The organism is Bradyrhizobium sp. CB82, from assembly GCF_029714405.1.
In the GTDB taxonomy this organism is placed as follows: Bacteria; Pseudomonadota; Alphaproteobacteria; order Rhizobiales; family Xanthobacteraceae; genus Bradyrhizobium.
On sequence record NZ_CP121650.1, the window covers coordinates 3,434,043 to 3,457,893 of the forward strand.

Annotated in this window: 25 protein-coding genes; 15 read left to right on the forward strand and 10 right to left on the reverse strand. The window is 63.8% G+C overall.

Going from position 1 to position 23,851, the window contains the following annotated elements:
- The first annotated feature begins 57 nt into the window (after positions 1-57).
- Positions 58-2,736 (forward strand): alanine--tRNA ligase, encoded by a 2,679-nt coding sequence (alaS, locus tag QA640_RS16390; protein WP_283041633.1) that lies wholly within the window; start codon positions 58-60, stop codon positions 2,734-2,736.
- A gap of 6 nt (positions 2,737-2,742) precedes the next feature.
- Positions 2,743-3,975, forward strand: a complete 1,233-nt coding sequence (locus QA640_RS16395) for a cyclic nucleotide-gated ion channel (protein ID WP_283041634.1) — start codon at positions 2,743-2,745, stop codon at positions 3,973-3,975.
- 15 nt (positions 3,976-3,990) lie between these two features.
- Here the strand turns inward: QA640_RS16395 and QA640_RS16400 are convergent, their stop codons facing one another.
- Complete coding sequence (locus QA640_RS16400) at positions 3,991-4,494, reverse strand: DUF3455 domain-containing protein (RefSeq protein ID WP_283041635.1); 504 nt, start codon at positions 4,492-4,494, stop codon at positions 3,991-3,993.
- A 94-nt stretch (positions 4,495-4,588) separates the two neighbouring features.
- Complete coding sequence (locus QA640_RS16405) at positions 4,589-5,803, reverse strand: NADP-dependent isocitrate dehydrogenase (RefSeq protein ID WP_283041636.1); 1,215 nt, start codon at positions 5,801-5,803, stop codon at positions 4,589-4,591.
- Between the two features lie 339 nt (positions 5,804-6,142).
- Here QA640_RS16405 and QA640_RS16410 point away from each other — a divergent pair, with 339 nt between their 5' ends.
- Together QA640_RS16410 and cynS are read left to right on the forward strand one after the other, a co-directional pair.
- A complete protein-coding gene (locus QA640_RS16410) occupies positions 6,143-7,348 on the forward strand; it encodes a TrmJ/YjtD family RNA methyltransferase (RefSeq protein ID WP_283041637.1) in 1,206 nt (401 codons plus the stop codon).
- Between the two features lie 207 nt (positions 7,349-7,555).
- Positions 7,556-8,044, forward strand: coding sequence for a cyanase (gene cynS / locus QA640_RS16415; RefSeq protein WP_283041638.1), 489 nt, complete (start codon positions 7,556-7,558; stop codon positions 8,042-8,044).
- 69 nt (positions 8,045-8,113) lie between these two features.
- Here cynS and QA640_RS16420 read toward each other — a convergent pair whose 3' ends face one another.
- Complete coding sequence (locus tag QA640_RS16420; protein ID WP_283041639.1) at positions 8,114-8,437, reverse strand: DUF1476 domain-containing protein; 324 nt, start codon at positions 8,435-8,437, stop codon at positions 8,114-8,116.
- A gap of 315 nt (positions 8,438-8,752) precedes the next feature.
- Here QA640_RS16420 and purC point away from each other — a divergent pair, with 315 nt between their 5' ends.
- Complete coding sequence (gene purC / locus QA640_RS16425) at positions 8,753-9,520, forward strand: phosphoribosylaminoimidazolesuccinocarboxamide synthase (RefSeq protein ID WP_008974302.1); 768 nt, start codon at positions 8,753-8,755, stop codon at positions 9,518-9,520.
- Between the two features lie 14 nt (positions 9,521-9,534).
- On the forward strand, positions 9,535-9,774 hold the full coding sequence (gene purS / locus QA640_RS16430) for a phosphoribosylformylglycinamidine synthase subunit PurS (protein ID WP_027552583.1): 240 nt from the start codon (positions 9,535-9,537) through the stop codon (positions 9,772-9,774).
- A gap of 23 nt (positions 9,775-9,797) precedes the next feature.
- Here the strand turns inward: purS and QA640_RS16435 are convergent, their stop codons facing one another.
- Positions 9,798-10,814, reverse strand: a complete 1,017-nt coding sequence (locus tag QA640_RS16435; protein ID WP_283041640.1) for a magnesium and cobalt transport protein CorA — start codon at positions 10,812-10,814, stop codon at positions 9,798-9,800.
- A 167-nt stretch (positions 10,815-10,981) separates the two neighbouring features.
- Here QA640_RS16435 and purQ point away from each other — a divergent pair, with 167 nt between their 5' ends.
- Complete coding sequence (gene purQ / locus QA640_RS16440; protein ID WP_283041641.1) at positions 10,982-11,683, forward strand: phosphoribosylformylglycinamidine synthase subunit PurQ; 702 nt, start codon at positions 10,982-10,984, stop codon at positions 11,681-11,683.
- Between the two features lie 107 nt (positions 11,684-11,790).
- Here purQ and QA640_RS16445 read toward each other — a convergent pair whose 3' ends face one another.
- A complete protein-coding gene (locus QA640_RS16445) occupies positions 11,791-11,967 on the reverse strand; it encodes a hypothetical protein (protein ID WP_283041642.1) in 177 nt (58 codons plus the stop codon).
- A 3-nt stretch (positions 11,968-11,970) separates the two neighbouring features.
- Between QA640_RS16445 and QA640_RS16450 the strand changes: the two genes are divergently transcribed.
- Positions 11,971-12,159, forward strand: coding sequence for a hypothetical protein (locus QA640_RS16450; RefSeq protein ID WP_283041643.1), 189 nt, complete (start codon positions 11,971-11,973; stop codon positions 12,157-12,159).
- Positions 12,160-12,205: 46 nt separating this feature from the next.
- On the opposite strand, the gene QA640_RS16455 is transcribed toward QA640_RS16450, so the two are convergent.
- Positions 12,206-12,685 (reverse strand): PaaI family thioesterase, encoded by a 480-nt coding sequence (locus QA640_RS16455; protein WP_283041644.1) that lies wholly within the window; start codon positions 12,683-12,685, stop codon positions 12,206-12,208.
- Between the two features lie 184 nt (positions 12,686-12,869).
- Between QA640_RS16455 and purL the strand changes: the two genes are divergently transcribed.
- Positions 12,870-15,083 carry a phosphoribosylformylglycinamidine synthase subunit PurL gene (purL, locus tag QA640_RS16460; protein ID WP_283041645.1) on the forward strand — a complete coding sequence of 738 codons (2,214 nt, stop codon included), beginning with the start codon at positions 12,870-12,872 and terminating at the stop codon, positions 15,081-15,083.
- A 156-nt stretch (positions 15,084-15,239) separates the two neighbouring features.
- On the opposite strand, the gene QA640_RS16465 is transcribed toward purL, so the two are convergent.
- Complete coding sequence (locus QA640_RS16465; RefSeq protein ID WP_283041646.1) at positions 15,240-16,424, reverse strand: acyltransferase; 1,185 nt, start codon at positions 16,422-16,424, stop codon at positions 15,240-15,242.
- A 197-nt stretch (positions 16,425-16,621) separates the two neighbouring features.
- Between QA640_RS16465 and QA640_RS16470 the strand changes: the two genes are divergently transcribed.
- Positions 16,622-16,795, forward strand: coding sequence for a DUF1328 domain-containing protein (locus QA640_RS16470; protein WP_211388242.1), 174 nt, complete (start codon positions 16,622-16,624; stop codon positions 16,793-16,795).
- Between the two features lie 21 nt (positions 16,796-16,816).
- Here QA640_RS16470 and QA640_RS16475 read toward each other — a convergent pair whose 3' ends face one another.
- Complete coding sequence (locus tag QA640_RS16475; protein WP_283041647.1) at positions 16,817-17,176, reverse strand: DUF427 domain-containing protein; 360 nt, start codon at positions 17,174-17,176, stop codon at positions 16,817-16,819.
- 189 nt (positions 17,177-17,365) lie between these two features.
- On the opposite strand from QA640_RS16475, the gene QA640_RS16480 reads away from it, so the two are divergent.
- Together QA640_RS16480 and QA640_RS16485 are read left to right on the forward strand one after the other, a co-directional pair.
- Positions 17,366-17,602: a BolA family transcriptional regulator gene (locus QA640_RS16480; protein ID WP_027525381.1), complete on the forward strand. Its 237-nt coding sequence runs from the start codon at positions 17,366-17,368 to the stop codon at positions 17,600-17,602.
- Positions 17,603-17,637: 35 nt separating this feature from the next.
- Entirely contained in the window at positions 17,638-18,831 is a 1,194-nt protein-coding gene (locus QA640_RS16485) for a low temperature requirement protein A (RefSeq protein WP_283041648.1), read from the forward strand.
- Positions 18,832-18,987: 156 nt separating this feature from the next.
- Here the strand turns inward: QA640_RS16485 and egtD are convergent, their stop codons facing one another.
- Together egtD and egtB are read right to left on the reverse strand one after the other, a co-directional pair.
- Positions 18,988-19,959 (reverse strand): L-histidine N(alpha)-methyltransferase, encoded by a 972-nt coding sequence (gene egtD / locus QA640_RS16490; protein ID WP_283041649.1) that lies wholly within the window; start codon positions 19,957-19,959, stop codon positions 18,988-18,990.
- Positions 19,960-20,116: 157 nt separating this feature from the next.
- Entirely contained in the window at positions 20,117-21,358 is a 1,242-nt protein-coding gene (gene egtB / locus QA640_RS16495) for an ergothioneine biosynthesis protein EgtB (protein ID WP_283041650.1), read from the reverse strand.
- Between the two features lie 294 nt (positions 21,359-21,652).
- Here egtB and grxD point away from each other — a divergent pair, with 294 nt between their 5' ends.
- The 3 genes from grxD to QA640_RS16510 are packed head-to-tail and all read left to right on the forward strand — an operon-like array spanning position 21,653 to position 23,817.
- A complete protein-coding gene (gene grxD, locus QA640_RS16500; protein ID WP_027525374.1) occupies positions 21,653-21,985 on the forward strand; it encodes a Grx4 family monothiol glutaredoxin in 333 nt (110 codons plus the stop codon).
- 3 nt (positions 21,986-21,988) lie between these two features.
- Positions 21,989-22,537, forward strand: a complete 549-nt coding sequence (locus QA640_RS16505; protein WP_283041651.1) for an O-acetyl-ADP-ribose deacetylase — start codon at positions 21,989-21,991, stop codon at positions 22,535-22,537.
- Positions 22,538-22,539: 2 nt separating this feature from the next.
- The gene (locus QA640_RS16510) at positions 22,540-23,817 is read left to right on the forward strand and encodes a serine hydrolase domain-containing protein (RefSeq protein ID WP_283041652.1); all 1,278 of its coding nucleotides are present in this window, start codon (positions 22,540-22,542) and stop codon (positions 23,815-23,817) included.
- The last annotated feature ends 34 nt before the right edge of the window (positions 23,818-23,851 follow it).

Sequence of the window (23,851 nt, forward strand, 5' to 3'; positions counted from 1 at the left end):
AGCCTTAATTTCAGGTTTGGGCGGATTCTGGCGGATCTTGCACCCGATTGGATGAACATGAGCGGCGTCAACGAGATCAGGTCGACCTTTCTGAACTTCTTTGCCAAGAACGGCCACGAGATCGTGCCGTCCTCGCCATTGGTGCCGCGCAACGATCCGACGTTGATGTTCACCAATGCCGGCATGGTGCAGTTCAAGAACGTCTTCACGGGCGTCGAGAAGCGCCCCTATCACCGGGCCACCACCTCGCAGAAATGCGTGCGCGCCGGCGGCAAGCACAACGACCTCGACAATGTCGGCTACACCGCGCGCCATCTCACCTTCTTCGAGATGCTCGGCAACTTCTCCTTCGGCGACTACTTCAAGGAGCGCGCGATCGAGCTCGCCTGGAATCTGATCACCAAGGATTTCGGGCTGAAGAAGGACAAGCTGCTCGTCACCGTCTATCACACCGACGACGAGGCGGCCGGCCTGTGGAAGAAGATCGCGGGCTTCTCCGAGGACCGCATCATTCGCATCCCGACCTCGGACAATTTCTGGGCGATGGGCGATACCGGTCCGTGCGGCCCTTGCTCGGAGATCTTCATCGATCGCGGCGAGCACATCTGGGGCGGGCCTCCCGGCAGCCCGGAAGAGGACGGCGATCGCTTCCTCGAATTCTGGAATCTGGTCTTCATGCAGTTCGAGCAGGTGACGAAGGAGGAGCGCCAGCCGTTGCCGCGCCCCTCGATCGACACCGGCATGGGGCTGGAGCGCATGGCCTGCATCCTGCAGGGCGTCGACAGTGTGTTCGAGACCGATCTCTTCCGTCAGCTGATCGATGCGACCGCGTCCGCGCTTGGTAGCGGACCGAATGAGCAGACGGTCGCCTCGTTCAGGGTGATCGCCGATCACCTCCGCTCCTCGGCCTTCCTTGTGTCTGATGGCGTACTGCCCTCGAACGAGGGCCGCGGCTACGTGCTGCGCCGGATCATGCGACGGGCGATGCGCCACGCGCAGCTTCTGGGCGCGAAGGAGCCGCTGATGCATCGCCTCGTCTGGGCGCTGGTGCGTGAGATGGGCCAGGCCTATCCCGAGCTGGTGCGCGCGGAAAAGCTGATCGAGGAAACGCTGCGGCTGGAGGAAACCCGCTTCCGCAAGACGCTGGCGCGCGGCCTTGCCATCCTCGACGAGAAGAGCGCGTCATTGAAGAAGGGCGACATGTTCGACGGCGACGTCGCCTTCACGCTCTACGACACTTACGGCTTCCCGCTGGATCTCACACAGGACGCGCTAAAGTCGCGCGGTATCAGCGTCGACCAGTCTGCCTTCACCGATGCGATGGAGCGTCAACGCGAGAAGGCGCGTGCGTCCTGGGCGGGCTCGGGCGAGGCCGCCAGCGAGGCGATCTGGTTCCCGCTGCGCGAAAAGCTGGGGGCCACCGAATTCCTCGGCTATGAGACCGAGAGCGCCGAAGGCGTCGTCGCGGCGCTGGTGAAGGACGGCAAGGAAACCGACAGCCTCAAGGCCGGCGAGACCGGCTCGATCGTGCTCAACCAGACCCCGTTCTATGCGGAGTCCGGCGGCCAGGTCGGCGATACCGGCGTGATGGTCGGCGAGGGCGGGATCAAATTTCGTGTCACCGACACGCAGAAGAAGCTCGGCGATCTCTTCGTGCATATCGGCACGGTGGAGCAGGGGACGCTTAAGGCCGGCACCGCGCTCCAGCTCGAAGTTGACCACGCGCGCCGGTCCTCGATCCGCGCCCATCACTCCGCGACGCATCTTCTCCACGAGGCGCTGCGCCAGGTACTGGGCGATCATATCGCTCAGCGCGGCTCGCTGGTCGCGCCCGATCGCCTGCGTTTCGACTTCGTGCATCCCAAGCCGATCACGCCGGCGGAGCTCGCCCGCGTCGAGGACATTGCCAATGACGTTGTGCTGGAAAATGACGAGGTCACGACGCGCATCATGGGTGTCGACGAGGCCCGCGAAGCCGGCGCGCGTGCGCTGTTCGGCGAGAAATATGGCGACGAGGTCCGCGTCGTCTCGATGGGCAAGACCGCGCGCGAACACGGCGCCAACGCAATGGGCTGGTCGGTCGAGCTCTGCGGCGGCACTCATGTCAAGCGCACCGGCGATATCGGCCTGATCACGCTGACAAGCGAGAGCGCGGTCGCTTCCGGCGTGCGCCGTATCGAGGCGCTGACCGGGCGTCATGCACGCAAGCATGCCAACGACACCATGGCGCTGGCGAAGACCGCAGCCGCCGAGCTGCGCACCTCGCTCGAGGACGTGCCGGCGCGCATCACCGCGCTGATGGACGAGCGCAAGAAGCTGGAGCGTGAATTGTCCGACGCGCGCAAGAAGCTCGCGATGGGCGGCGCTGCGTCGTCCGGCAATGGCGCAGCCGCAGGCGTGCGCGAGGTCGGCGACGTCAAACTGATGGCGCGTGCGGTCGAGGGCATCGAGATGAAGGATCTCAAGAGCCTTGCCGACGACGGCAAGAAGCAGATCGGCTCCGGCGTCGTCGCGATCGTCGGCGTCACCGAGGACGGCAAGGCCGGCGTTGTGGTTGGTGTCACCGCCGACCTCACTTCGCGCTTCAACGCAGTTAATCTGGTTCGCGTCGCCTCCGAAGCGCTCGGCGGCAAGGGTGGCGGCGGTCGGCCTGACATGGCGCAGGCCGGCGGGCCCGACGGCGCCAATGCGGCGGCGGCACTGTCGGCGATCGAAAAAGCCATGGTCGGCGCGTAGATCGCCGTGCGCCTCGTTCCGCGAGGACGTGGGCTTCGCGATCCCAATTTGAGGGATCGCTTGTACGAATTGCTGGAGCACGATCCGCTGGCCTATTCCGCCGGGTCGCACTTCATCCAGGTGATCGTGGCCGTCATCGTGCTCGACGTCGTGGCGATGACGCTCGCCTCGGTACCGGATCTGGACGCTCAATTCGGCGCGCTGTTCACGGGCGTCGCCATTCTCGCGGTGATCGTGTTCGCATTGGAATATGCGGCGCGGCTTTGGACCGTCGCCGGCCATACGCAGCGCAAGGCGTCGCCACTTGCCGACCGGTTCTCCTACGTCTTCTCCGCGCTCGGCATCATCGATCTCATGGCGTTCCTCCCTGCAGCGTTCGTGCTGGCCACCGGCCGGCACTCGACGATGGCGGCGCTCGGCGTGCTGCCGTTCTTCAAGTTGATCCGCTATTCGCCAGCGATGCGTTCGCTGCTCGCCGCCGTCCATGCCGAACGGCGCGCATTGATCGGATGCATCGTCATCCTGATCGGCGTGGTGCTCACCTTCGCTTCGCTCCTCTACGCCATCGAGCGCGAGGTGCAGCCGGAGAAGCTCGGCACCATCCCGCAGGCGATGTGGTGGGCGATCGTGACGCTCGGCACGGTGGGATATGGCGACGTCGTTCCGGTGACCCCGCTCGGCAAGTTCGTCTCCGTGTTCGCCATCATCAGCGGCTTTGCCATGATCGCGCTGCCGGTCGCGATCATCTCGAGCGCCTTCGCGGAAGAGGTGAAGCGCCGCGACTTCGTCGTCACCTGGGGCATGCTGGCGCGGGTGCCGTTGTTCTCACATCTCACGGCATCGGAGATCGCCGACATCATGCGCCTGTTGCGCGCGCGCACCATCGAGCAGGGCGAGATTCTGGTTCGCCGCGGCGAGGTCGCATCATCGATGTATTTCATCACGGCGGGCGAGGTCGAGATCGCGCTGCCGAACCAGCACGTCCGGCTGACCGACGGCACTTTCTTCGGCGAGATCGCCCTGTTGCACAGGACCAAGCGGAGCGGCACCGTCACCGCGACGCGGAAGACGCGGCTTCTGCTGCTCGACGCGCAGGACTTTCATGCGCTGATCGAGCGCATGCCGACGCTCGCTGCTCACGTCCGCAAGACCGCCGAGGCGCGTCTCGGCGAGGCCGGCGATCTCGCGGTCGCCGAGCTCGCGCAGGCGAAGAAAGAGGGGGGCGGCGGGGCGGGCTAACCAGGCAGTCCCGGGTCAGCCCTTGCGCAGGAAGATGTAGTCGGCCGAGTAGGGCGCGCTTTTGAACTCGCCGGCCTTCTCGCAAGCACCCTCGAGCTTGCCACCATGGGTGTTGATGCGCTGGACGGTGGTGACGGGTGTCAGAACGCCGCTGCCGCGGCGTGAGGCGACCTCGAGTTTCAACCAGGGAATATCGCCTGCGCTAGCGCCTGGCGCGTTGCCGATGGCCTTGCCGACCACGGCGCTGCCGTCGACATGCTCCCAGTTGGGACCGGCATAGTGGCGGCCGATCGTCTTGCCGTCGACGAGCAGCGTCGCGATCGGCTCGCGGAAGGCCCAGGCGAGCTTGCCGTCGGCCCCTGCCTTGCATTCATAGACCTGCGCGCCCTCGGCGTGGACGTTCAGCACGACCGTCTCGCCGGATGCGGCAATCGCCTCGGGCAGTGCCTGCTCCGCGGCTGCGGCCGGTCCGATCAGGGCGGAGAGCAGCAAAGTGCGAACGGCGAGCTTGATGGACATGGCCGGCTCCGCGATGGCGTCAAAATGAAGGGCCGCGCTGAGGCGCGGCCCGTGATGATGTCTAACCGTGGTCCGGCGAAAATGCGAACGGCACTTACGCTGCCAGCGCTTTCGCCAGGTTGTCCGCGACCTTGTCGAGGAAGCCGGTGGTCGAGAGCCAGCGCTGGTCGGCGCCGACTAGCAGCGCGAGGTCCTTGGTCATGTAGCCGTCTTCGACGGTATCGACGCAGACCTTCTCCAGCGTGTTGGCGAACTTCGCCAGCTCCGGATTGTTGTCGAGCTTGGCGCGGTGGGCGAGGCCACGGGTCCAGGCGAAGATCGACGCGATCGAGTTGGTCGAGGTCTCCTTGCCCTTCTGGTGCTCGCGGTAGTGGCGGGTCACCGTGCCGTGGGCGGCTTCGGCTTCCACCGTCTTGCCGTCCGGCGTGAGCAGGACCGAGGTCATCAGGCCGAGCGAGCCGTAACCCTGCGCGACCGTGTCGGACTGCACGTCGCCGTCGTAGTTCTTACAGGCCCAGACGTAGCCGCCGGACCACTTCAGGGCCGAGGCCACCATGTCGTCGATCAGGCGGTGCTCGTAGGTCAGGCCCTTGGCGTCGAACTCCTTCTTGAACTCGCGGTCGAAGACGTCCTGGAAGATGTCCTTGAAGCGGCCGTCATAGACCTTGAGAATAGTGTTCTTGGTCGAGAGATAGACCGGGTAGTTGCGCATCAGGCCGTAGTTGAACGAGGCGCGGGCGAAGTCGATGATGGAGTCGTCGAGATTGTACATCTCCATGGCGACGCCGGCGCCGGGGGCCTTGAACACTTCCTTCTCGATCACGGTGCCGTCCTCGCCGACGAACTTCAGCGACAGCGTGCCCTTGCCCGGGAACTTGATGTCGGTGGCGCGGTACTGGTCGCCATAGGCGTGGCGGCCGATGATGATGGGCTTGGTCCAGCCGGGCACGAGGCGCGGCACGTTCTTGCAGATGATCGGCTCGCGGAAGATCACGCCGCCGAGGATGTTGCGGATGGTGCCGTTCGGCGACTTCCACATCTGCTTCAGGTTGAATTCCTTCACCCGGGCCTCGTCCGGGGTGATGGTGGCGCACTTGACGCCGACGCCGACCTTCTTGATGGCCTCGGCGGCGTCGATGGTCACCTGATCGTTGGTCTGGTCGCGATACTCCATCCCTAGGTCGAAATACAGGAGCTGGACATCGAGGAACGGGTTGATCAGCTTGTCCTTGATGTACTGCCAGATGATCCGGGTCATCTCGTCGCCATCGAGCTCGACGACGGGGTTGGACACCTTGATTTTTGCCATGATCGGGGGAGCCTCTTGGGAACGGCGCTGACGGGCGCCAAAGGGAATATCCGCCGCCTCTTAGCACCGGGAAGCGACGCGCGAAAGCCAAGGGATTATGCACTTTTAGCCCATCCCGCATCCTTGAGATGGGGAGCCGCGGCGGCGCTGTGCCCAGCGGGGGAGCTGGAGTTTCGGGCGAGATTCAAAAGCCGAATCTAACCCCGTTATTTCGCTTGAGAATTCTGTCAGGACAGGCAAACGAGGCGCAACCAGGCGGCGCCGGTCGGTGGCCGGTTTGAATCAATTCCTAAGGCGGCCTCTCCAAGGCCTTGAGAACCAGCGTGAAAGCAGAACGAGATGTCGGGGACTGACAAGAGCAAGGCGGGCCTCGCCCTCGACGGTCCCATCGTGATCCTGGTCGAGCCTCAGCTCGGCGAGAACATCGGCATGGCGGCGCGTGCCATGGGCAACTTCGCCCTGAGCCGCTTACGCATCGTCAACCCGCGCGATGGCTGGCCGAACATCGCCGCCCAGCGCGCGGCGGCTGGTGCCGACCACATTCTGGAACGGGTCGAGTTGTTCGACACCGTCGAGCAGGCAGTCTCCGATCTCGATCTGTTGTTCGCAACCTCCGCCCGCGCGCATGACCAGGCCAAGCCGGTGGTCGGCCCGGAAGCGGCGACGACCGAGATTGCCGGCCATATCGCCACGGGCGGCAGGTGCGGCATCCTCTTTGGCCGGGAGCGCTGGGGGCTGACCAACGAGGAAGTCGCCCTTGCCAACCGCATCATCACCTTTCCGGTGAATCCCGGCTTCGCCTCGTTGAACCTCGCGCAGGCGGTGCTGCTCGTCGGCTACGAGTGGTTCAAGCGCGCGATGGAAGGCGCGCTACCCCATACGATGCCGGAGCGCTCGGAGCGCGCCTCGCAACACCAGATCCAGGCCTTCTTCGAGAATCTCGTGCGCGAGCTCGACCGCGTCGAGTTTTTGCGCCCGGCCGAAAAGCGCGACACCATGCTGGTCAATTTGCGCAACATCTTCACCCGCATGGAGCCGACCAAGCAGGACATGCACACCCTGCACGGGGTGGTGATGGCGATCGCGGAGGGGCGGAAAGGGCCCGCCAAGGGCGGGGTGCTCGACGGCGAGCAGGCGACGCGATTGCGCGCACTGCTCGCCGAGCACGGCCAGGGTGGGGTGCCCGACAGCGGCTCTACCGTGCGCGGACTCGCGCGCCTGCTCCGCCGCAACCCGACCGACGCCGAGCGCCTGCTCTGGCAGGCGCTCACCCGCGACCGCCGCTTCGCCGGCCAGTTCAAACGCCAGACTCCAGTCGGCCGGCATATTCCGGACTTCGTTTCGTTTGCGCACCGGATCGCGATCGAGCTTGTCAATCCAGGCGAGAGCGAGACGATCGTCGCCGACCGTGCCGCGCGGCGGGCGTGGCTGGAGGCGCGGGATTATCGGGTGATTGAGATGCGCGCCGCAGACGTGGAGCAAGACATCGAGCCGCAGCTTACGGCACTGCAAGCGATGATGCGCGAAGGATCGCCAAACTCCTAGGGTGGGCAAAGCGACTTGCCCACCTCTTTGGTCAACAGGACCGAGACAGAAGGGGTGGGCACGGCGCTGCGCGCCTTTGCCCACTGCGACAGGCTTTGCTGGCACGTTTCGTGCAACTCAAGACGACACGAAACGACGTTGTGGCATCGTCTCCCGCAAGGTAATGCACTGACGCGACACAATGCTTAGTCAAGGGAGACCCTCAACATGAAGCGTTCCGACCTCACCGAAAAGCTGCTCGACATCAAGCGCGAGAAGGGCTGGAGCTGGAAACACATCTGCGAGACAATTGGCGGCTATTCGGAGGTGCTGATCGTTGGTGCGATCCTTGGCCAGATGAAATTGACGAAGCCGCAGGCCGCTAACGCCGGCGAGCTGTTCGGCCTGTCGAAGGCTGAGACCGCGATGCTCAATGAGGTGCCGATGCGCGGCACCGGCACGCCGATGCCGCCGACTGATCCGCTGATCTACCGCTTCTACGAGATGGTGATGGTCAACGGTCCGGCCTGGAAAGCGCTGATCGAGGAGGAGTTCGGCGACGGCATCATGTCGGCGATCGATTTCGACATGGCGATTGAGCGTGTCGCCAACCCGAAGGGCGACCGCGTCAAGATCACCATGAGCGGAAAGTTCCTGCCGTACAAATATTATGGCGCCAGCGGCAACGTGCCGGAGTATGGGTTCAAGGAGGGGTGAAGGCCGCGAATGACGAAGCGCGAGTAGCGAATGGGGATTTTCCATTCGCTATTCGCCACTCCCTAATCCTTATTTCCCCGCCTTCACCTCGGCGATCGCCACCGCGGCGAGCTCGCTCATCCTGGCGCGAATCGCTTGCTCGGTGATGGCGACATTCTTGACGGCAAAATCGGCCATGATCTTGCGCAGCACGCCCCCGTCGCCTGGTCCCTCGAATTCGGCCGCGACCACCTCCTTGGCGTAAGCCGTGGCCGCATCGCCCGAGATGCCGAGCTGCTGGGCCGCCCACAGGCCGAGCATCCGGTTGCGCCTAGCCTCGGCCTTGAATTTCTGCTCCTCGTCGAGGGCGAACTTCTTCTCGAAACCTTCCTCGCGCTTGTCGAACGTGGTCATGCTTTTCCGTTCCAATTCCCTGGCTGAATCCGGCCGTGACGCCGCGTTGCGGTTACCCCGGCCCATGCCTAGATAAGGGGCACGAATCGGCAGAACAACGAGCCGTTAAGCCGCAGGCAAGACGGTATAAGTTGGTGCCGGAAGAGCCGGATCGATTGTGCTGGGACAGCCAATCGGATAGGTTGCCTAAAGGTTTGGTTCCTGTTCTGTTTCTATGGGTTCCAGGCCGTTCACGGCAGCTCCGCTGTGGGTCCTAATCCTTGTCAACCGGAGCACACCAAATTCATGGATTTTAACAAAACACGGTACATCCCCATGAGCCGTCGGCGTCGCATTTATGAAGGCAAGGCAAAGGTTCTTTACGAAGGTCCCGAGCCCGGCACTCTGATCCAGCACTTCAAGGACGACGCCACTGCGTTCAATGCGAAGAAGCACCAGGTGATCGAGGGCAAGGGCGTCCTCAACAACCGGATCTCGGAGTACCTGTTTCAGCACCTCAACGACATCGGGGTGCCGACCCATTTCATCCGCCGCCTCAACATGCGCGAGCAGTTGATCCGCGAGGTCGAGATCGTGCCGCTGGAGGTGGTGGTGAGGAACGTTGCCGCCGGTTCGCTGTCGCAGCGGCTCGGCATCGAGGAGGGCACGCAGCTTCCCCGCTCGATCATCGAATTCTACTACAAGAACGACCAGCTCAACGACCCCATGGTGTCCGAAGAGCACATCACCGCCTTCGGCTGGGCGACGCCGCAGGAGATCGACGACATCATGGCGCTCGCCATTCGCGTCAACGATTTCCTCACCGGTCTCTTCCTCGGCATCGGCATCCGCCTCGTCGACTTCAAGATGGAATGCGGCCGCCTGTTCGAGAACGAGATGATGCGCATCATCGTCGCCGACGAGATCTCGCCGGATTCCTGCCGGCTCTGGGACATCAAGTCGAACGAGAAGCTCGACAAGGACCGCTTCCGCAGGGACCTCGGCGGCCTGCTCGAGGCCTATACGGAAGTTGCAAAGCGGCTCGGCATCCTCATGGAGAACGAGCGTCCGGCGGGCTCGGGCCCGGTGCTGGTGAAGAGCTAAGAGGGACTATCGACGTGAAGGCACGTGTCACCGTTACCCTGAAGACGGGCATTCTGGATCCGCAGGGCAAGGCCATCGAAGGCGCGCTGAAATCGCTCGGCGTCGACGGCGTCGCCAGCGTCCGTCAGGGCAAGGTGTTCGACATCGAGCTCGCCGGCGCGGACAAGGCCAAGGCCGAGGCAGTACTGAAGGAAGCCGCCGACAAGCTGCTCGCCAATACCGTGATCGAGAATTATCGCGTCGAGATCGTTTAGCATCGGCGCAGCTTGCGCAGGCGTCACAGCCATCCGACGCGGCGGAAGCGCCAGTACAATCCGAGGCAGGCGAGCGCCATCAGTCCCATCACGATGAAGTAGCCGTATTCCAGCTGCAGCTCCGGGATGTATTTGAAGTTCATCCCGTAGATGCCGGCGACCGCTGTTGGGACAGCGAGGATCGCGAGCCACGAGGCGAGCTTCTTGGAGACCGCGGTCTCCTGCGCCTGCCCGACCAGCAGGCTCGCCTCGAACGCGAATGCCAGCACCTCGCGCATGGAATCGATGCGCTCCTGGATGTTCCTGACGTGGTCGGTGACGTCGCGGAACAGCGGCTGCATGGTCGGGCGGACCATCGACAGCTCGTCATGCTCCAGCCGCCGGCAGACCTCGACCAGCGGGCCGATGGCGTTGCGCAGCCGCAGGAGGTCGCGGCGCAGCATGTACAGCCGCTCGATCTGCGCCTTGGTGATCACATTCGACAGCACGTAGTCCTCGATCCCCTCGACCTCCTCGTGAATGCTCTCGAGCACCGGGGAGTAGTTGTCGACGATGAAATCGAGGATGGCATAGAGGATGTAGTCCTCGCCGCGGGCCAGCGCCCGCGGGCAGCTCTCGCAGCGCTCACGCACCGCCGTATAGGATGTCGAGGCGCCATGACGGACCGTGACGAGGTAACCGTCGCCGACGAAGATGTGGGTCTCCCCAAAGGCGATCCGGCCCTCGATCAGTTGCGCGGTGCGCGCCACGATGAACAGGGCCTCGCCATATTGCTCGATTTTCGGCCGCTGATGGGCGTGGTTGGCGTCCTCGATCGCGAGCTCGTGCAGATCGAATTGCTTCTGCACGGCGCTGAGCAGCGCCATGTCCGGCTCGTGCAGCCCGATCCAGACGACGTGGCCGGGCTTTGCCCGCCAGCTCGAGGCCTCACCGATCGCGATGTTGGCGACGCGCCGGCCGTCGACATAGGCGCCGGCCGCAACGATACCCTCAGTGGAGACCAGTTCGGCTGGGGAGGTGGGGGACGACGGGACGTTCATGGCTTCAATCCCGGGCAAAATCGTTCGGCCAAATCGTGGGCCATGGCCTGTGCACAACGCGGTCCGGCGAGGCTAGCACTGGTAAAATCCGCGTCAAATGGTTATGTCTCCTCACGATTTGGCGCGCTGCGCCAGCCCCGATTCCATTCCGCGCCGGAACTTGAAGCATGAAAGCCGCGATTCTCGTCTTTCCCGGAATCAACCGCGAGCGCGACATGGCGCGTGCGCTGAAGCTGATCTCGGGACAGGAGCCGGCGATGGTCTGGCACGCCGAGACCTCGCTTCCACCAGGAACCGATCTCGTCGTGGTGCCCGGCGGCTTCTCCTATGGCGATTACTTACGTTGTGGCGCGATTGCGGCGCGGGCGCCGGTGATGGATGCGGTGCGCGACTATGCGGCGAACGGCGGCCTCGTGCTCGGCGTCTGCAATGGCTTCCAGATCCTCTGCGAAACCGGGCTCCTGCCGGGCGTCTTGATGCGCAATGCGCGGCTGAAATTCATCTGCCACGACGTGCATCTGCGCGTCGAGCGCTCCGATACGCCGTTCACCCGCGGCTACAATGCCGGCCAGGTGATCCGCGTGCCGGTTGCCCACGGCGAGGGCAATTACGAGGCGGATGAAGAAACCATCAAGCGCCTCGAAGGCGAGGGACGGGTGCTCTATCGCTACAGCTCGCCCGAAGGCCTCGTCGACGAGGCCTACAACATCAACGGCGCGGCACATTCCATCGCCGGCATCGTCAACGACAGGGGCAACGTGCTCGGCATGATGCCGCATCCGGAAAATCACGTCGAAGACATCATGGGCTGCACCGATGGGCGCGGCCTGTTCGCCGGCCTCGTCGCACATCTCGACCACGCGGCGTGAACCTCATCACGCGACATCGCGACTGACGGAAGGTTGTTCGATACGCGCGAAGATCGCGCGGCGCGTTGCGCTTTGATCCTGAAGCTGCCGATAGGCCACGACCCGGTTTATGCGCTCGGCAAGGCGCAGGCGGAATTTCCCGGCAATCGTCCGGCCGATGCGCTGGCCACCTCGACGATCTCCAGCAGCAGTGGCCGGAGTCCGACTCGGCCGAAGCGCATCTGCTGTACGCTCGCGCGGTCGCCGAGGTCGGACGCCTCGACGAGGCGCTCGAGGAATATCATGCCGTGTCGGGCTACTTCCCCGGCGCCGAGGCGCGGGTGCGCTACGGCAGGCTCTTGCAAATGGTCGGCCGCACCGCGGACGCGCGGGTGGTCTTCAACGAGCTTCTGATCCAGATGCGGCGCGCACCGAAATATCTGCGCGATGCGCAGGCCGAGTGGCTCTCGATCGCCGAAAAGCAGCTCTCGACCTGAGCGGGGCGCGCTAGTTTGCCCTCGGCGCGGCGGTGCGGCTCCCGGGCTAGGCGCCGGTCGGCGATGGCGATTTCCGCTTCACCCGCTTGATCGTGCCGGAGAAGGTGAACAGCCTGCGCCCGCCTGCCATCATCTCCCCGCGCAGGAAGATCAGCGAGCCGCCGGCGCGGGTGACCTCGCCGCTGCATTCGATCAGCTCGCCCTCGTGCCCGGCATCGAGGAATTCGCAGCCAAAATTGACGGTCACGCCCCGGCCGTCCAGCGCATGGCGGCCGATCGCGAACAGGCAGTAATCGGCGAACGCCATGAAGCACCCGCCATGGACGTTCTGGGACCCGTTGAGGTGCTTTTTCTCGACCCGGAAGGCGCAGCGGACGCGGCCGTCCTCCTCGAAACGGTGCCAGAAGGGGCCGATATGGTTCTCAAAGCTGTCGCGAATCCAGGTCTGCCAGCCCTTGAATTCCCCCTCGGTCGCGACATGCAGGTCCGGGCGGTGGGGAGACGTCGTTTTGGTCAGCTCGTGCAAGGAATGGGGCCTTCAAATGCGAGGTTTTTGCCCTTAAATCCGATCCGTCCGCGCCGTGCAATTCCCCGTTCCCGCGGGCCTCTTCTGCAAAACTATGGACAGTGGGAAAATGCACCTTAAAGGGCTTTTCCCAGGCCGTGGATGTTCCTAAGAACGGCCAGACCCCGCCGAAAGCGCCGAATCCATGCTCAAGAACGAACCGAAGATCACTCCCGAACTCGTCGCCGCCCACGGGCTCAAGCCAGATGAGTATGAGCGCATCCTGAAGCTGATCGGGCGGGAGCCGACCTTCACCGAGCTCGGCATCTTCTCGGCGATGTGGAACGAGCACTGCTCATACAAATCCTCGCGTATCCATCTGCGCGGTCTGCCCACGAAAGCACCCTGGGTGATCCAGGGTCCTGGCGAGAACGCCGGCGTGATCGATATCGGCGACGGCCAGGCCGTGGTCTTCAAGATGGAGAGCCACAACCACCCGAGCTACATCGAGCCCTATCAGGGGGCGACCACCGGCGTCGGCGGCATCTTGCGCGACGTCTTCACCATGGGCGCGCGGCCGATCGCCTGTCTGAATGCGTTGAGCTTTGGAGCGCCCGAGCATCCCAGGACGCGGCACCTCGTCTCCGGCGTGGTGGCCGGCGTTGGCGGCTACGGCAATTCCTTCGGGGTGCCGACGGTCGGCGGCCAGGTGCGCTTCCACACCCGCTATGACGGCAACATCCTCGTCAACGCCATGGCGGTCGGCCTCGCCGATGCCGACAAGATCTTCTATGCGGCCGCCTCCGGCGTGAACATGCCGATCGTCTATCTCGGCTCCAAGACGGGGCGTGACGGCATTCACGGCGCCTCGATGGCGTCGGCCGAATTCGACGACAAGTCCGAGGAGAAGCGTCCCACCGTGCAGGTCGGCGATCCCTTCGCCGAGAAGCTGCTGCTCGAGGCCTGCCTCGAGATCATGGAGAAGGGCTGCGTCATCGCGATCCAGGACATGGGCGCGGCGGGCCTGACCTGCTCGGCGGTCGAGATGGGCGCCAAGGGCGACCTCGGCGTCGATCTCGACCTCGACGCGGTGCCGACGCGCGAGACCGGCATGAGCGCCTACGAGATGATGCTCTCCGAGAGCCAGGAGCGCATGCTCATGGTGCTCAAGCCCGAGAAGGAGAAAGAGGCCGAGGCGATCTTCAGCAAGTGGGGGCTGGATTTCGCCGTGGTCGGCTACACCACGCCGACGAAGCGCTTCGTGGTCAAGCATGGCGGCGACGTCATGGCCGACCTGCCGATCAAGGAGCTCGGCGATGAGGCACCGGTCTACGACCGGCCGCATGTTCCGTCCGTTGCGCTGCCGGTCGTGCATGCGCGCGAGGTGTCGGCGCCGGTGGGCCTTGGTGCTGCGCTCGAGAAGCTGATCGGCACGCCCGAGCTGTGCAGCAAGCGCTGGGTCTGGGAGCAGTACGACCACGTCATCCTCGGCAACACGGTGCAACGCCCCGGCGGTGATGCCGCCGTCGTGCGGGTCGAGGACGGGCCGAAGGGGCTCGCAATGACGGTGGATGTGACGCCGCGCTATTGCGAGGCTGATCCGTTCGAAGGCGGCAAGCAGGCGGTGGCCGAAGCCTGGCGTAACATTACCGCGGTCGGCGGCAAGCCGCTCGCGATCACCGACAATCTCAACTTCGGCAATCCGGAGCGGCCCGAGATCATGGGCCAGTTCGTCGGCTGCCTGAAGGGCATTTCGGAAGCCTGCCGCACGCTCGACTTCCCGGTCGTATCCGGCAACGTCTCGCTCTACAACGAGACCAATGGCCGGGCGATCCTGCCGACGCCCTCGATCGGCGGCGTTGGCGTGCTCGACGATTTCACCAAGTCCGCTTCGCTCGCCTTCAAGGACGAAGGCGAGGCGATCCTCTTGATCGGCGAGACCCATGGCTGGCTCGGCCAGTCGGTCTACTTGCGCGACATCTGTGGTCGCGAGGAGGGCGCGCCCCCGCCGGTCGATCTCGCCGCCGAGAAGCGCAACGGCGATGTCGTGCGCGGCATGATCCATGCGGGTACCGCGACCGCGGCACATGACCTCTCCGACGGCGGTCTTCTGGTCGCACTGGCCGAGATGGCGATGGCCAGCGGCATCGGCGCGCGCCTGTTGGCTGCGCCGGCCGCGCTCGTGCCGCACGCCTATTGGTTTGGCGAGGACCAGGCGCGTTACGTCGTGACCGTTCCCGAAACGCAGGCCGGCCTTGTGCTGGCGAAGATGCGCGGCTGCGAGGTACCTTGCGTTCGCATCGGCACCACGGGCGGGGATGCGATCTCGATTGCCGGCGAGGCGCCGGTCGGGATCGAGACGTTGCGAACGGCGTTCGAGCGCTGGCTGCCGGAGTACATGGGCGCGAAGGTGGCGTAAGTCGCCGCCTCATTTTCTGTCATTGCGATCGAAGCGGGGCAATCCAGAATCTGTCCGCGGAGACGGTCTGGATTGCGTCGTCGGAGCCTGTCATCCGGCCCGCCAAAGGCGGGACCGGGTGGCTCCTCGCAAAGGACGATCTGATCGATATTGGCGCTACAACACCCGCGTCGCGCCGGGAATCTTTCGGAGCGCCGCGGTGGCGGCCCAGCTCAAAATCACCGTGAGCACGAACGCAATCGTCGCCTTGACGATCGCCGGCACGCTGACGTCGAACAGATAATACTGGATCCACAGCACGATCGGATAGTGTACCAGGAACATGCCGTAGGCTTCGCCCTGCATGCGGTCGAGCAACGTCGGTCCCGGAGCTTTCGAGTGCAGGAAGAAGGCGAGGATCGTCAGCAGGATTGCGGCCGAGAACAGCACGAAGAATGAGCCGTAGATTGCATGATACCACGACGGCAGATGAGGCGGATTGCCCAGGATCTCGCGCTTGACGAAGATCATGCACCACATGCCCGCGTAGGGGAGCAGTGTGACAAACAGCCAGTTCCATCGGCTCTTCGGTAACTGGCCGTCCGGGCCCAGCACACCGGTGGCCATGCTGGCACAGCCGACACCGGCGCCGATAAAGAAGTAGGACGCATAGAGCAGCACGCGGCTCGCCTGCACCGAGAACGGACCGAACTCGAACCAGTGATTGACGCCGTAGTGGACCAGCATCGGGATGTAGGCGATCTCGGTGACGATCCAGAGCAGCAGCCAGAACCGCCACGGCTCCTTGAAGCCCAATTGTGAGACCCGGTTGATCGGAAACACCAGTGTCGACGAGACACGGTACAGCAGGCACGCCGTGACGTCGAAGGCGAGCAGCACCCACACGAACCAGATCGGGCCGCTCGGCCATGGCCCGACTGTTACCGTCTTCCACCAGAACGCCGAGAAGGTGAGATCAGAGCCTCCCTGTAATGCCAGCGCGTAGTAGGCGAGCGGGATCAGCGTCAGCGCGCAGATCGCAAACGGCAGGCCGAGGCGCAGCAGGCGGTCGCGGATGAAGGTCAGCGGCGCCTTGTGGCCGAGGCCGGGCCATACGAACAGTCCCGACAGGAAGAAGAACATCGCCATGAAGAAGGAGTCATTGGCGAGCACGATCAGGTCGAACCCGATCCACTCGGTCGGATCGGTGTGACCGAAATAGGTATAGGGGATGACCGCATGGTGCAGCAGCACCACAAGGGTCAGGAACGTCCGGGCACGATCGAGGGATAGGTTTCGCGCTTTGCTTTTGGAGGCCGGGCGGACATCCGCACCAATCGCCGTATCTGAGATGGTTGTCATATTCACCCCCCGGTGGCGTTCTCACTGTCCCGGATGTTGCCGCCGGGACGAGTATTCAGCAAGGTCTGTTTCGGTCGGCCACGGCCGTCTCGCGCCGCACCAGCGGTGGAGGAACCGGTCTGTCCCCTGCACGTTAGAGTTCACGAAATCTTCAACTGCCCGCCGGCGTTGGCGGCGCGGAGCTCGCGGAGCAGGCGATGACCATCCTGAAATGGGCGCTGATCTTCCTGTTGATCTCGATCGTGGCCGGCGTGCTCGGCTTTACCGGCCTTTCGGCCGCCTCTGCCGACGTCGCGCGCTTCCTGTTCTACGTCTTCGTCGTGATCTTCCTGGTGCTCCTGATCCTGGGGCTCACGATATTCAGGGCGTAGCGGCACTATACCCTACGGCGGCTATCCGACTTCCTCGATCTTCACCTTGTCCGGATAGAAGGCGAGATGGCCGGAGATCTCCGTCATGGCGGGGAACGGCGTCTCGTAAGTCCAGATCGCGTTGTCCAGCGTCTTGCCGTCGGCTGTGACGCTGAAATAGTTGGCGTCCCCCTTGTAGGGACAATGGGTGACGCGGTCGGTCCGCTCGAGCAAGGCCATGTTGGCATCCTCCCGCGGCACATATTGCACGGCCGGATACCGGGCCTCCTTCAGCGTCAGCGCCTTCGTGGTGTCTGCGATCACGACGTCGCCCGCCGTCACGCGGACGCGCCTCGGATTGTGAGTGATGGTGATGGGGTGGTCGGGGCCCGGAAGCTTCATGATTTCACGCCTTTTTGGTCGATTGGCCGCGCGCGGCCTTTGTCGTGCCTTTATCCCGCTCGAGGGGCGAATATAGTCGCTGGAAGCGTGACCTAGAAGGCCGTTCACGCTAAGTTTGGGCCTGCCGGTCCCGGGGACCCCGGCAAGTGATTCGAAGGCCTGAATTGCGAAGACAGGAGCGAGAGCAGAATGCCAATGGACGCCCACGATATCGAGGCGATGATCAAGGCAGCGATCCCCGATGCCGAGGTGACGATCCGCGACCTCGCCGGTGACGGCGACCATTATGCCGCGACCGTGATCTCGGAATCCTTCCGCGGCAAGTCCCGCGTCCAGCAGCACCAGATCGTCTATCAGTCGCTGCGCGGCCAGATGGGCGGCGTATTGCATGCGCTGGCGCTGCAGACCGGCGTGCCGGGAAGCTGACGGGCAAGCTGAACTTTTTGACGGCGGGGTCAACGATGGCTGCGGACAATCCACGCGGCGCGATGTTTCGTGTCATCGTGCCGGACCAGCCGAGCCGCGTGACCTATGTCGAGCTGTTCTTCGATCTCGTCTTCGTCTACGCCGTCACGCAGATTTCGCACACGCTGCTCGGCCGTTTCACACCGCTCGGCGCGGTGCAGGTCACGCTGCTGTTCCTCGCGGTATGGTGGGTCTGGGTCTACACCGCCTGGGTCACCAATTGGCTGAACCCCGAGCTGACGCCGGTCCGCGTCCTGCTCTTCCTGATGATGCTGGGCGGCCTCGTGCTGTCGACCTCGATCCCGACGGCGTTCGAGGGGCGTGGGCTGTGGTTTGCGATCGCCTATGCAGCCATGCAGGTCGGGCGTACCGCGTTCTGGCTGTTCGCAACCCCGCCGCACCGGATCCTGGTGCGGCACAATGCGATTCGCATCCTGGCCTGGCTCTCGGTCTCGGCCGTACTGTGGATCGCAGGCGGCCTTGCGGAGGGCGAGACGCGGTTGTGGTTCTGGATCGCGGCAGTGGTGTTCGAATACATCTCTCCGGCTGCGCGCTTCTGGGTCCCGAAGCTGGGATTCTCCTCCATGGAGGCCTGGGCCGTCGAGGGCGGCCATATGGCCGAGCGCTGCGCAGGCTTCATCATCATCGCGCTCGGCGAGGCCGTCGTCGTCAACGGCGCGACCTTTGCAGAGTTGAGCTGGACCGGCGAGAACATCTTTGCCTTCCTGGCCGCGCTCCTCGGCAGCATCGCGATGTGGTGGATCTATTTCCACAAGGGCGCCGAGGCAGGCTCCGAGTTGATCTCGAAATCCGCCGAGTCCGGCCGGCTGGCGCGGCTCGCCTACACCTACCTGCATATGCCGATCATTGCCGGCATCATCCTGACCGCCGTGTCCGATGAGCTGGTGCTGAAGCATCCGACCGGACATCCCGATCTCAGGACGGTGTTGAGCACGGTCGGCGGCCCGCTGGTGTTCTTGGTCGGCACCATCCTGTTCAAGCATGCGATCCGCGGCTTCCTCCAGCTCTCGCACGGCGTCGGCATCCTGCTGCTTCTGGCGCTGGGCTGGCTCGGCGGCGAGCTATCGCCGCTCTGGCTCTCGATCGCGACGACGGCGATCCTGATCGTGGTGGCAGTGTGGGAGTCGGTGTCGTTGCGCACGAAGCTTGAAGGGGCGGAGGGGCATTGAACCGCGGGGCCGCCGGCGGTCGTGACCTGCAACTTCGTGCGGGAGGATGGTTGCTGGCGGATCGACAACATCCACACCACCAGTGGTCGGCGCGGGATATTGACCGATGGCTGACGACTTCCTGAGCCGGTCTGTCTGGCGACACGATGGAGAGGCTTACTCCGCCGTGACCAGCGCATGCACGGAGAACATCCGCGCCGCATCGGTCCAGCTCTCCCGTACCCGCCAGCCGGCGCCGCGCGCCAGCGCTGCAAACCGCTCCAGGCTGTATTTGTAGCTGTTTTCGGTATGAATGCTCTCGCCCGGCCGGAACGAGAAGCTCGTTCCCAGCATGCGCACGGTCTGGCTCTTCCTGCTGATCAGGTGCATCTCGATGCGGTGCTGCTCGCGATTGTAGATCGCGCGATGGGTGAAGGCGGAGAGATCGAAATTGCCGCCGAGCTCGCGGTTGATGCGCACCAGCACGTTGAGATTGAAGCGCGCAGTCACACCGGCCGCGTCGTTATAGGCGTCGTAGAGCACGCGCTCGTCCTTTTCGAGATCGGCACCGATGATCATCAGCGCGCCCTGGCCCAGAATCTCCCGCGCGCTCTTCAGGAACGCCTGGGCTTCGTGCGGCTCGAAATTGCCGATGGTCGAGCCCGGGAAGAAGCCGACCTTCGGCGGCGAGGCGACTGCGGACGGCAGTTCAAACGGCGCAGTGAAGTCTGCGGCGACCGGATGGATGCCGAGCGAGGGGAAATCCCGCCGCAAGCCGTTTGCCTGCCCCTGAAGGAAATCTCCTGAGATGTCGACGGGCACGTAGGCGGCCAACCTGCAATGCTTCAGGAGCAGGCGGACCTTCGTGGTTGCGCCGGCGCCGAACTCGACCAGCGCCGCATGGTCCGGGATGATTTTCGCGATATCGCTGCCGCGCTCGCGCAGGATCGAGAGCTCGGTGCGCGTCGGATAATATTCCGGCAGACGTGTGATCGCCTCGAACAGCTCTGATCCCGTCGCGTCGTAGAAATACTTCGGCGACAGTTTTTTCGGCTGCTGCGACAGATCCTCGATGACGTCGCGGGCAAAGGCGGTGGTCTGTTCGTCAGGAAGATGGGCTTCGGCCAAAGCGCTGGCGTGCACATTCATGATACTCTCCTGAACGCGCATTCCGGCGCGCGGTTGTCGTCGGATGAGAACGCTAAAGCGCGATGGGATCGCGCTTTAGATTATTGTTGAGCATGATCTTTTCGGAAAACCGCCGCACACTTTGCGCTAACGCGGCCCTTCGGGTCCGGATCATGCTCTAGTCGTAGTCGGCGAGGCGTAATCCCGTGAATTGCCAACGGTGGTGCGGGTAGAAGAAGTTGCGATAGGTGGTACGGCTGTGCCCGTCCGGAGTTGCAAGCGAAGAGCCGCGCAGCACCAGCTGATTGACCATGAACTTGCCGTTGTACTCGCCAAGCGCGCCTTCCGCTGCGCGGTAACCGGGATAGGGCGAATATGAGCTGCGGGTCCATTGCCAGACGATGCCGAAGGCATCGTTGAGCTGACCGGCGCGGGCCGCGACCTCCCATTCCATCTCGGTCGGCAGGTGTTTTCCGGCCCAGCGCGCGAACGCATCCGCCTCGTAATAGCTGACGTGGCAGACCGGCGCGTTGGGATCGACCGGCTTGAGGCCGGCGAGCGTCATCATTTGCCAGCTGCCATCGATCTCGCGCCAGTGCCCCGGCGCCTGCCAGCCCTCGTTGCTGACCGCGGCAAAGCCGTCCATCAGCCAGAGCGGCGCGGCTCGGTAACCGCCGTCGCTCATGAAGGCGAGCCATTCGGCATTGGTGACGAGATTGCGCGCGATCCTCACGGGCCCTACGAGCGCGCGATGCGCCGGCTTCTCATTGTCGAAATGAAAGCTGTCGTCGGCGTGGCCGATACTGTGAATGCCTTCGTTCAGGGGCAGCCACTGCGCGCCAGTCTTGTTTGAGGTCGGGAAGCGCCAGTCGGGGTCGTAAGCAGGCAAGACCGGATTCTGCGCAAAGGCGTGCAGGATATCCGTGAACATCAGCTCCTGGTGCTGCTGCTCATGATTGAGGCCGACTTCGACCAGCGGGCCGATGGCGCGAAGCTTGGCCTCGTCCGCCTCGCGGAAGAATCTCACGACGGCGGCATCGACGTAGGTCCGATAGGCGGTGACCTGATCGGCGCTCGGCCGTGTGATGTCGCCGCGGCGATGCCGGGCGTGCCGTGGACCGGCAGTCACGTAATAGGAATTGAACAGAAATGCGAAGTCGGGATGGAAGGGCTCATAGCCCGGACAGTGTTCGCCGAGCAGAAACTGTTCGAAGAACCAGGTCGTATGAGCGCGGTGCCATTTCGTGGGGCTCGCATCCGGCATGGACTGGATCTGCTGGTCTTCTGCGCTGAGCGGGCCTGCGCGCCGCTCGGTCTCGCGGCGGACCGCCACAAAGGCATCCACCAGCGCTTCAGCCAAGCTGCCGGATTCGGAGAAAGGTGTGAGCGGGCTGGCCGTCGCGGAGGCTTGTTTCGTCACGGTCTTCTCCAGGTGGACAAGAGAACGTTGCAGACGTAGCTCGGTTCCAAGAGACAGGTTCGTCCTAGATAGGGCCTCCTTTACGGGATAAAAGTCCTCCTCGGTGATGATATTAGAGCCATCAGGCTATGGCCCCGCCGGCCCTGAACTGGCAAGCCGGGTGCATGGCAGGGCTTCGTCGCCGCCATTTTACTTTGGATGTCCAATAGTTTGCGCTACATATAGGGCAGGTATCGGGTTAGATGGCTGAGCCGGCCCGAAGCGACGAGGGCTCCGCCCCGGAAGGACATGGATATGAGCATCGAGGAATTCATCGACAGCGAAGTGAAGTCGAACGACGTGGTTCTGTTCATGAAGGGCACGCCGCAATTTCCGCAGTGCGGTTTCTCCGGCCAGGTCGTGCAGATCCTCGACCATCTCGGGGTCGGCTATAAGGGCCTGAACGTTCTGGAGTCCGCCGAGCTGCGCAACGGCATCAAGGTCTATTCGAACTGGCCGACCATTCCGCAGCTCTACGTGAAGGGCGAGTTCGTCGGCGGCTGCGACATCGTGCGCGAGATGTTCCAGGCGGGCGAGCTGCAGCAGCTCTTCGCGGACAAGGGCGTTGCGGTCAACGCGGCGGCCTGATCCTTGGCGATGCTGACGCGCCGGATCGGTGGTGCGCAGCTCGAGATCATTGTCGCTGATATCACGACGCTCGGCGTTGACGCCATCGTCAACGCCGCCAACACGTCGCTCCTCGGTGGGGGCGGAGTCGATGGTGCGATCCACCGGGCCGCCGGCCCGGATCTCGTCGCCGAGTGCCGCATGCTCCACGGCTGCAAGACGGGTGATGCCAAGATCACGCGAGGCTACCGGCTGAGGGCGGCGCATGTGATCCACACCGTCGGACCGGTGTGGAATGGCGGCGCCCAAGGCGAAGACGATCTGCTCGCCTCCTGCTATCGCCGTTCAATGGAGCTCTGCCGCAAGCACGGGCTCGTTTCCGTGGCATTCCCGGCGATTTCGACCGGAATCTACCGTTTCCCGGCGGACCGCGCCGCGCAGATTGCGGTCGCGACCACGATCGAAGCTCTGGCTACGACCCCTTCGGTCACTCAGGTCATCTTCTGCTGCTTCTCCGAGAGAAGTGCTGTCTTGCATCGTGAGGCGCTGTTGGCGCACAGCGCCGGCGATTGACGATGAGGCTGGGCCGTCTTTCCGCCGAAGGACGGTTGGCCCTCCTACGTTGGCTGCTTGTCTGTGCTGGGCTCCTGGCATTCGCCGCGGTTGCAACGGCAGAGGACCTGCTTGCGGGCCGTGAACTCGATCCGCAGAAGCTTGCGCCCGTCTCCGACTATCTCCGTGGCGAGGTTACGGCCGGCAAAATTCCCGGCGCGATCCTGCTGATCCAGCAGCACGGCAAGCCCGTGCTGTACGAGAAATTTGGCCTGCGCAACGTCAAGACGGCGCAGCCGATGACGGACGAAACCATCTTCCGTTTCTATTCGATGTCGAAGCCGGTCACCTCGGTCGCGGCGATGATGCTGGTCGACGACGGCAAGCTTGCCCTCGACGACGCTCTTTCGAAATTCATTCCGGCCTTCGCCGACGTGAATGTCGGCGTTGCACAGCCCGATGGCAAGCTGGCACTCGAACGGCTGGCGCGGCCGATCACGATCCTCGATCTCTTGCGCCACACCTCCGGGATCACCTATGGCTTCTACGGCGACAGCCCCGTCCGCAAGCTCTATGCGAACGGGGGGCTGTTCGAAGGCGATCCCGACAACGCGGAATTCGTCGAACGGCTGGCGCGCCTGCCGTTGGCTGAACAGCCGGCGACGCTATGGGACTATGGCCACTCGATAGACGTGTTAGGGAGAGTGATCGAGGTCGTGTCGGGGCAGTCGCTCTATGGATTCGAGAAAGAGCGGCTGCTCGGTCCCTTGAGCATGCGCGACACGGCGTTCTTCGTTGCTGATGATGCCAAGCGTCCGCTGATCGCCGAACCTCTGCCCAACGATTGGTTCGACCGTCCCATCGCCGGCATCGGCGACTCGACCGTTGCGCGGCGCTGGGAATCCGGTGGTGCTGGCATGGTCGGCACCATCGGCGACTATGCGCGCTTTGCGCAGATGCTGCTCAATGGCGGCGAGCTCGACGGCCGACGCTATCTCAAGCGCGAGACGGTGGCGCTGATGGCGTCGGATCACATCGGGCCGGGGACCGGGATCGCGAGGGATAGCGATTTCGACTTTCCGGGCACCCAGAGTGGTTTTGGCCTGGGCTTCGCCGTACAGACCAGAGCGACAGCGCCGCTGCCCATCGGCGAATATCGCTGGGACGGCGTCGGCGGCACGTTCTTCTTCATCGATCCCGCCGACGACATGTTCGTCATCTGCATGATGCAGTCGCCGTCGCGGCGTGGGCCGATCCAGACTGAATTGAAGCGACTGGTCTACGAGGCGATGGGCCGCTAAAGCGCGATGCGATTGGCAAGGATCGTCATCGCGC

What these genes read in the sequence shown, in the direction of transcription:
- alaS (WP_283041633.1), top strand. Translation starts at nt 58, where the DNA reads ATGAGCGGCGTCAACGAGATCAGGTCGACCTTTCTGAACTTCTTTGCC.
- QA640_RS16400 (WP_283041635.1), bottom strand. Translation starts at nt 4,494, where the DNA reads ATGTCCATCAAGCTCGCCGTTCGCACTTTGCTGCTCTCCGCCCTGATC.
- QA640_RS16405 (WP_283041636.1), bottom strand. Translation starts at nt 5,803, where the DNA reads ATGGCAAAAATCAAGGTGTCCAACCCCGTCGTCGAGCTCGATGGCGAC.
- QA640_RS16410 (WP_283041637.1), top strand. Translation starts at nt 6,143, where the DNA reads ATGTCGGGGACTGACAAGAGCAAGGCGGGCCTCGCCCTCGACGGTCCC.
- cynS (WP_283041638.1), top strand. Translation starts at nt 7,556, where the DNA reads ATGAAGCGTTCCGACCTCACCGAAAAGCTGCTCGACATCAAGCGCGAG.
- QA640_RS16420 (WP_283041639.1), bottom strand. Translation starts at nt 8,437, where the DNA reads ATGACCACGTTCGACAAGCGCGAGGAAGGTTTCGAGAAGAAGTTCGCC.
- purC (WP_008974302.1), top strand. Translation starts at nt 8,753, where the DNA reads ATGAGCCGTCGGCGTCGCATTTATGAAGGCAAGGCAAAGGTTCTTTAC.
- QA640_RS16435 (WP_283041640.1), bottom strand. Translation starts at nt 10,814, where the DNA reads ATGAACGTCCCGTCGTCCCCCACCTCCCCAGCCGAACTGGTCTCCACT.
- purQ (WP_283041641.1), top strand. Translation starts at nt 10,982, where the DNA reads ATGAAAGCCGCGATTCTCGTCTTTCCCGGAATCAACCGCGAGCGCGAC.
- QA640_RS16445 (WP_283041642.1), bottom strand. Translation starts at nt 11,967, where the DNA reads ATGATATTCCTCGAGCGCCTCGTCGAGGCGTCCGACCTCGGCGACCGC.
- purL (WP_283041645.1), top strand. Translation starts at nt 12,870, where the DNA reads ATGCTCAAGAACGAACCGAAGATCACTCCCGAACTCGTCGCCGCCCAC.
- QA640_RS16465 (WP_283041646.1), bottom strand. Translation starts at nt 16,424, where the DNA reads ATGACAACCATCTCAGATACGGCGATTGGTGCGGATGTCCGCCCGGCC.
- QA640_RS16470 (WP_211388242.1), top strand. Translation starts at nt 16,622, where the DNA reads ATGACCATCCTGAAATGGGCGCTGATCTTCCTGTTGATCTCGATCGTG.
- QA640_RS16475 (WP_283041647.1), bottom strand. Translation starts at nt 17,176, where the DNA reads ATGAAGCTTCCGGGCCCCGACCACCCCATCACCATCACTCACAATCCG.
- QA640_RS16480 (WP_027525381.1), top strand. Translation starts at nt 17,366, where the DNA reads ATGCCAATGGACGCCCACGATATCGAGGCGATGATCAAGGCAGCGATC.
- QA640_RS16485 (WP_283041648.1), top strand. Translation starts at nt 17,638, where the DNA reads ATGGCTGCGGACAATCCACGCGGCGCGATGTTTCGTGTCATCGTGCCG.
- egtD (WP_283041649.1), bottom strand. Translation starts at nt 19,959, where the DNA reads ATGAATGTGCACGCCAGCGCTTTGGCCGAAGCCCATCTTCCTGACGAA.
- grxD (WP_027525374.1), top strand. Translation starts at nt 21,653, where the DNA reads ATGAGCATCGAGGAATTCATCGACAGCGAAGTGAAGTCGAACGACGTG.
- QA640_RS16510 (WP_283041652.1), top strand. Translation starts at nt 22,540, where the DNA reads ATGAGGCTGGGCCGTCTTTCCGCCGAAGGACGGTTGGCCCTCCTACGT.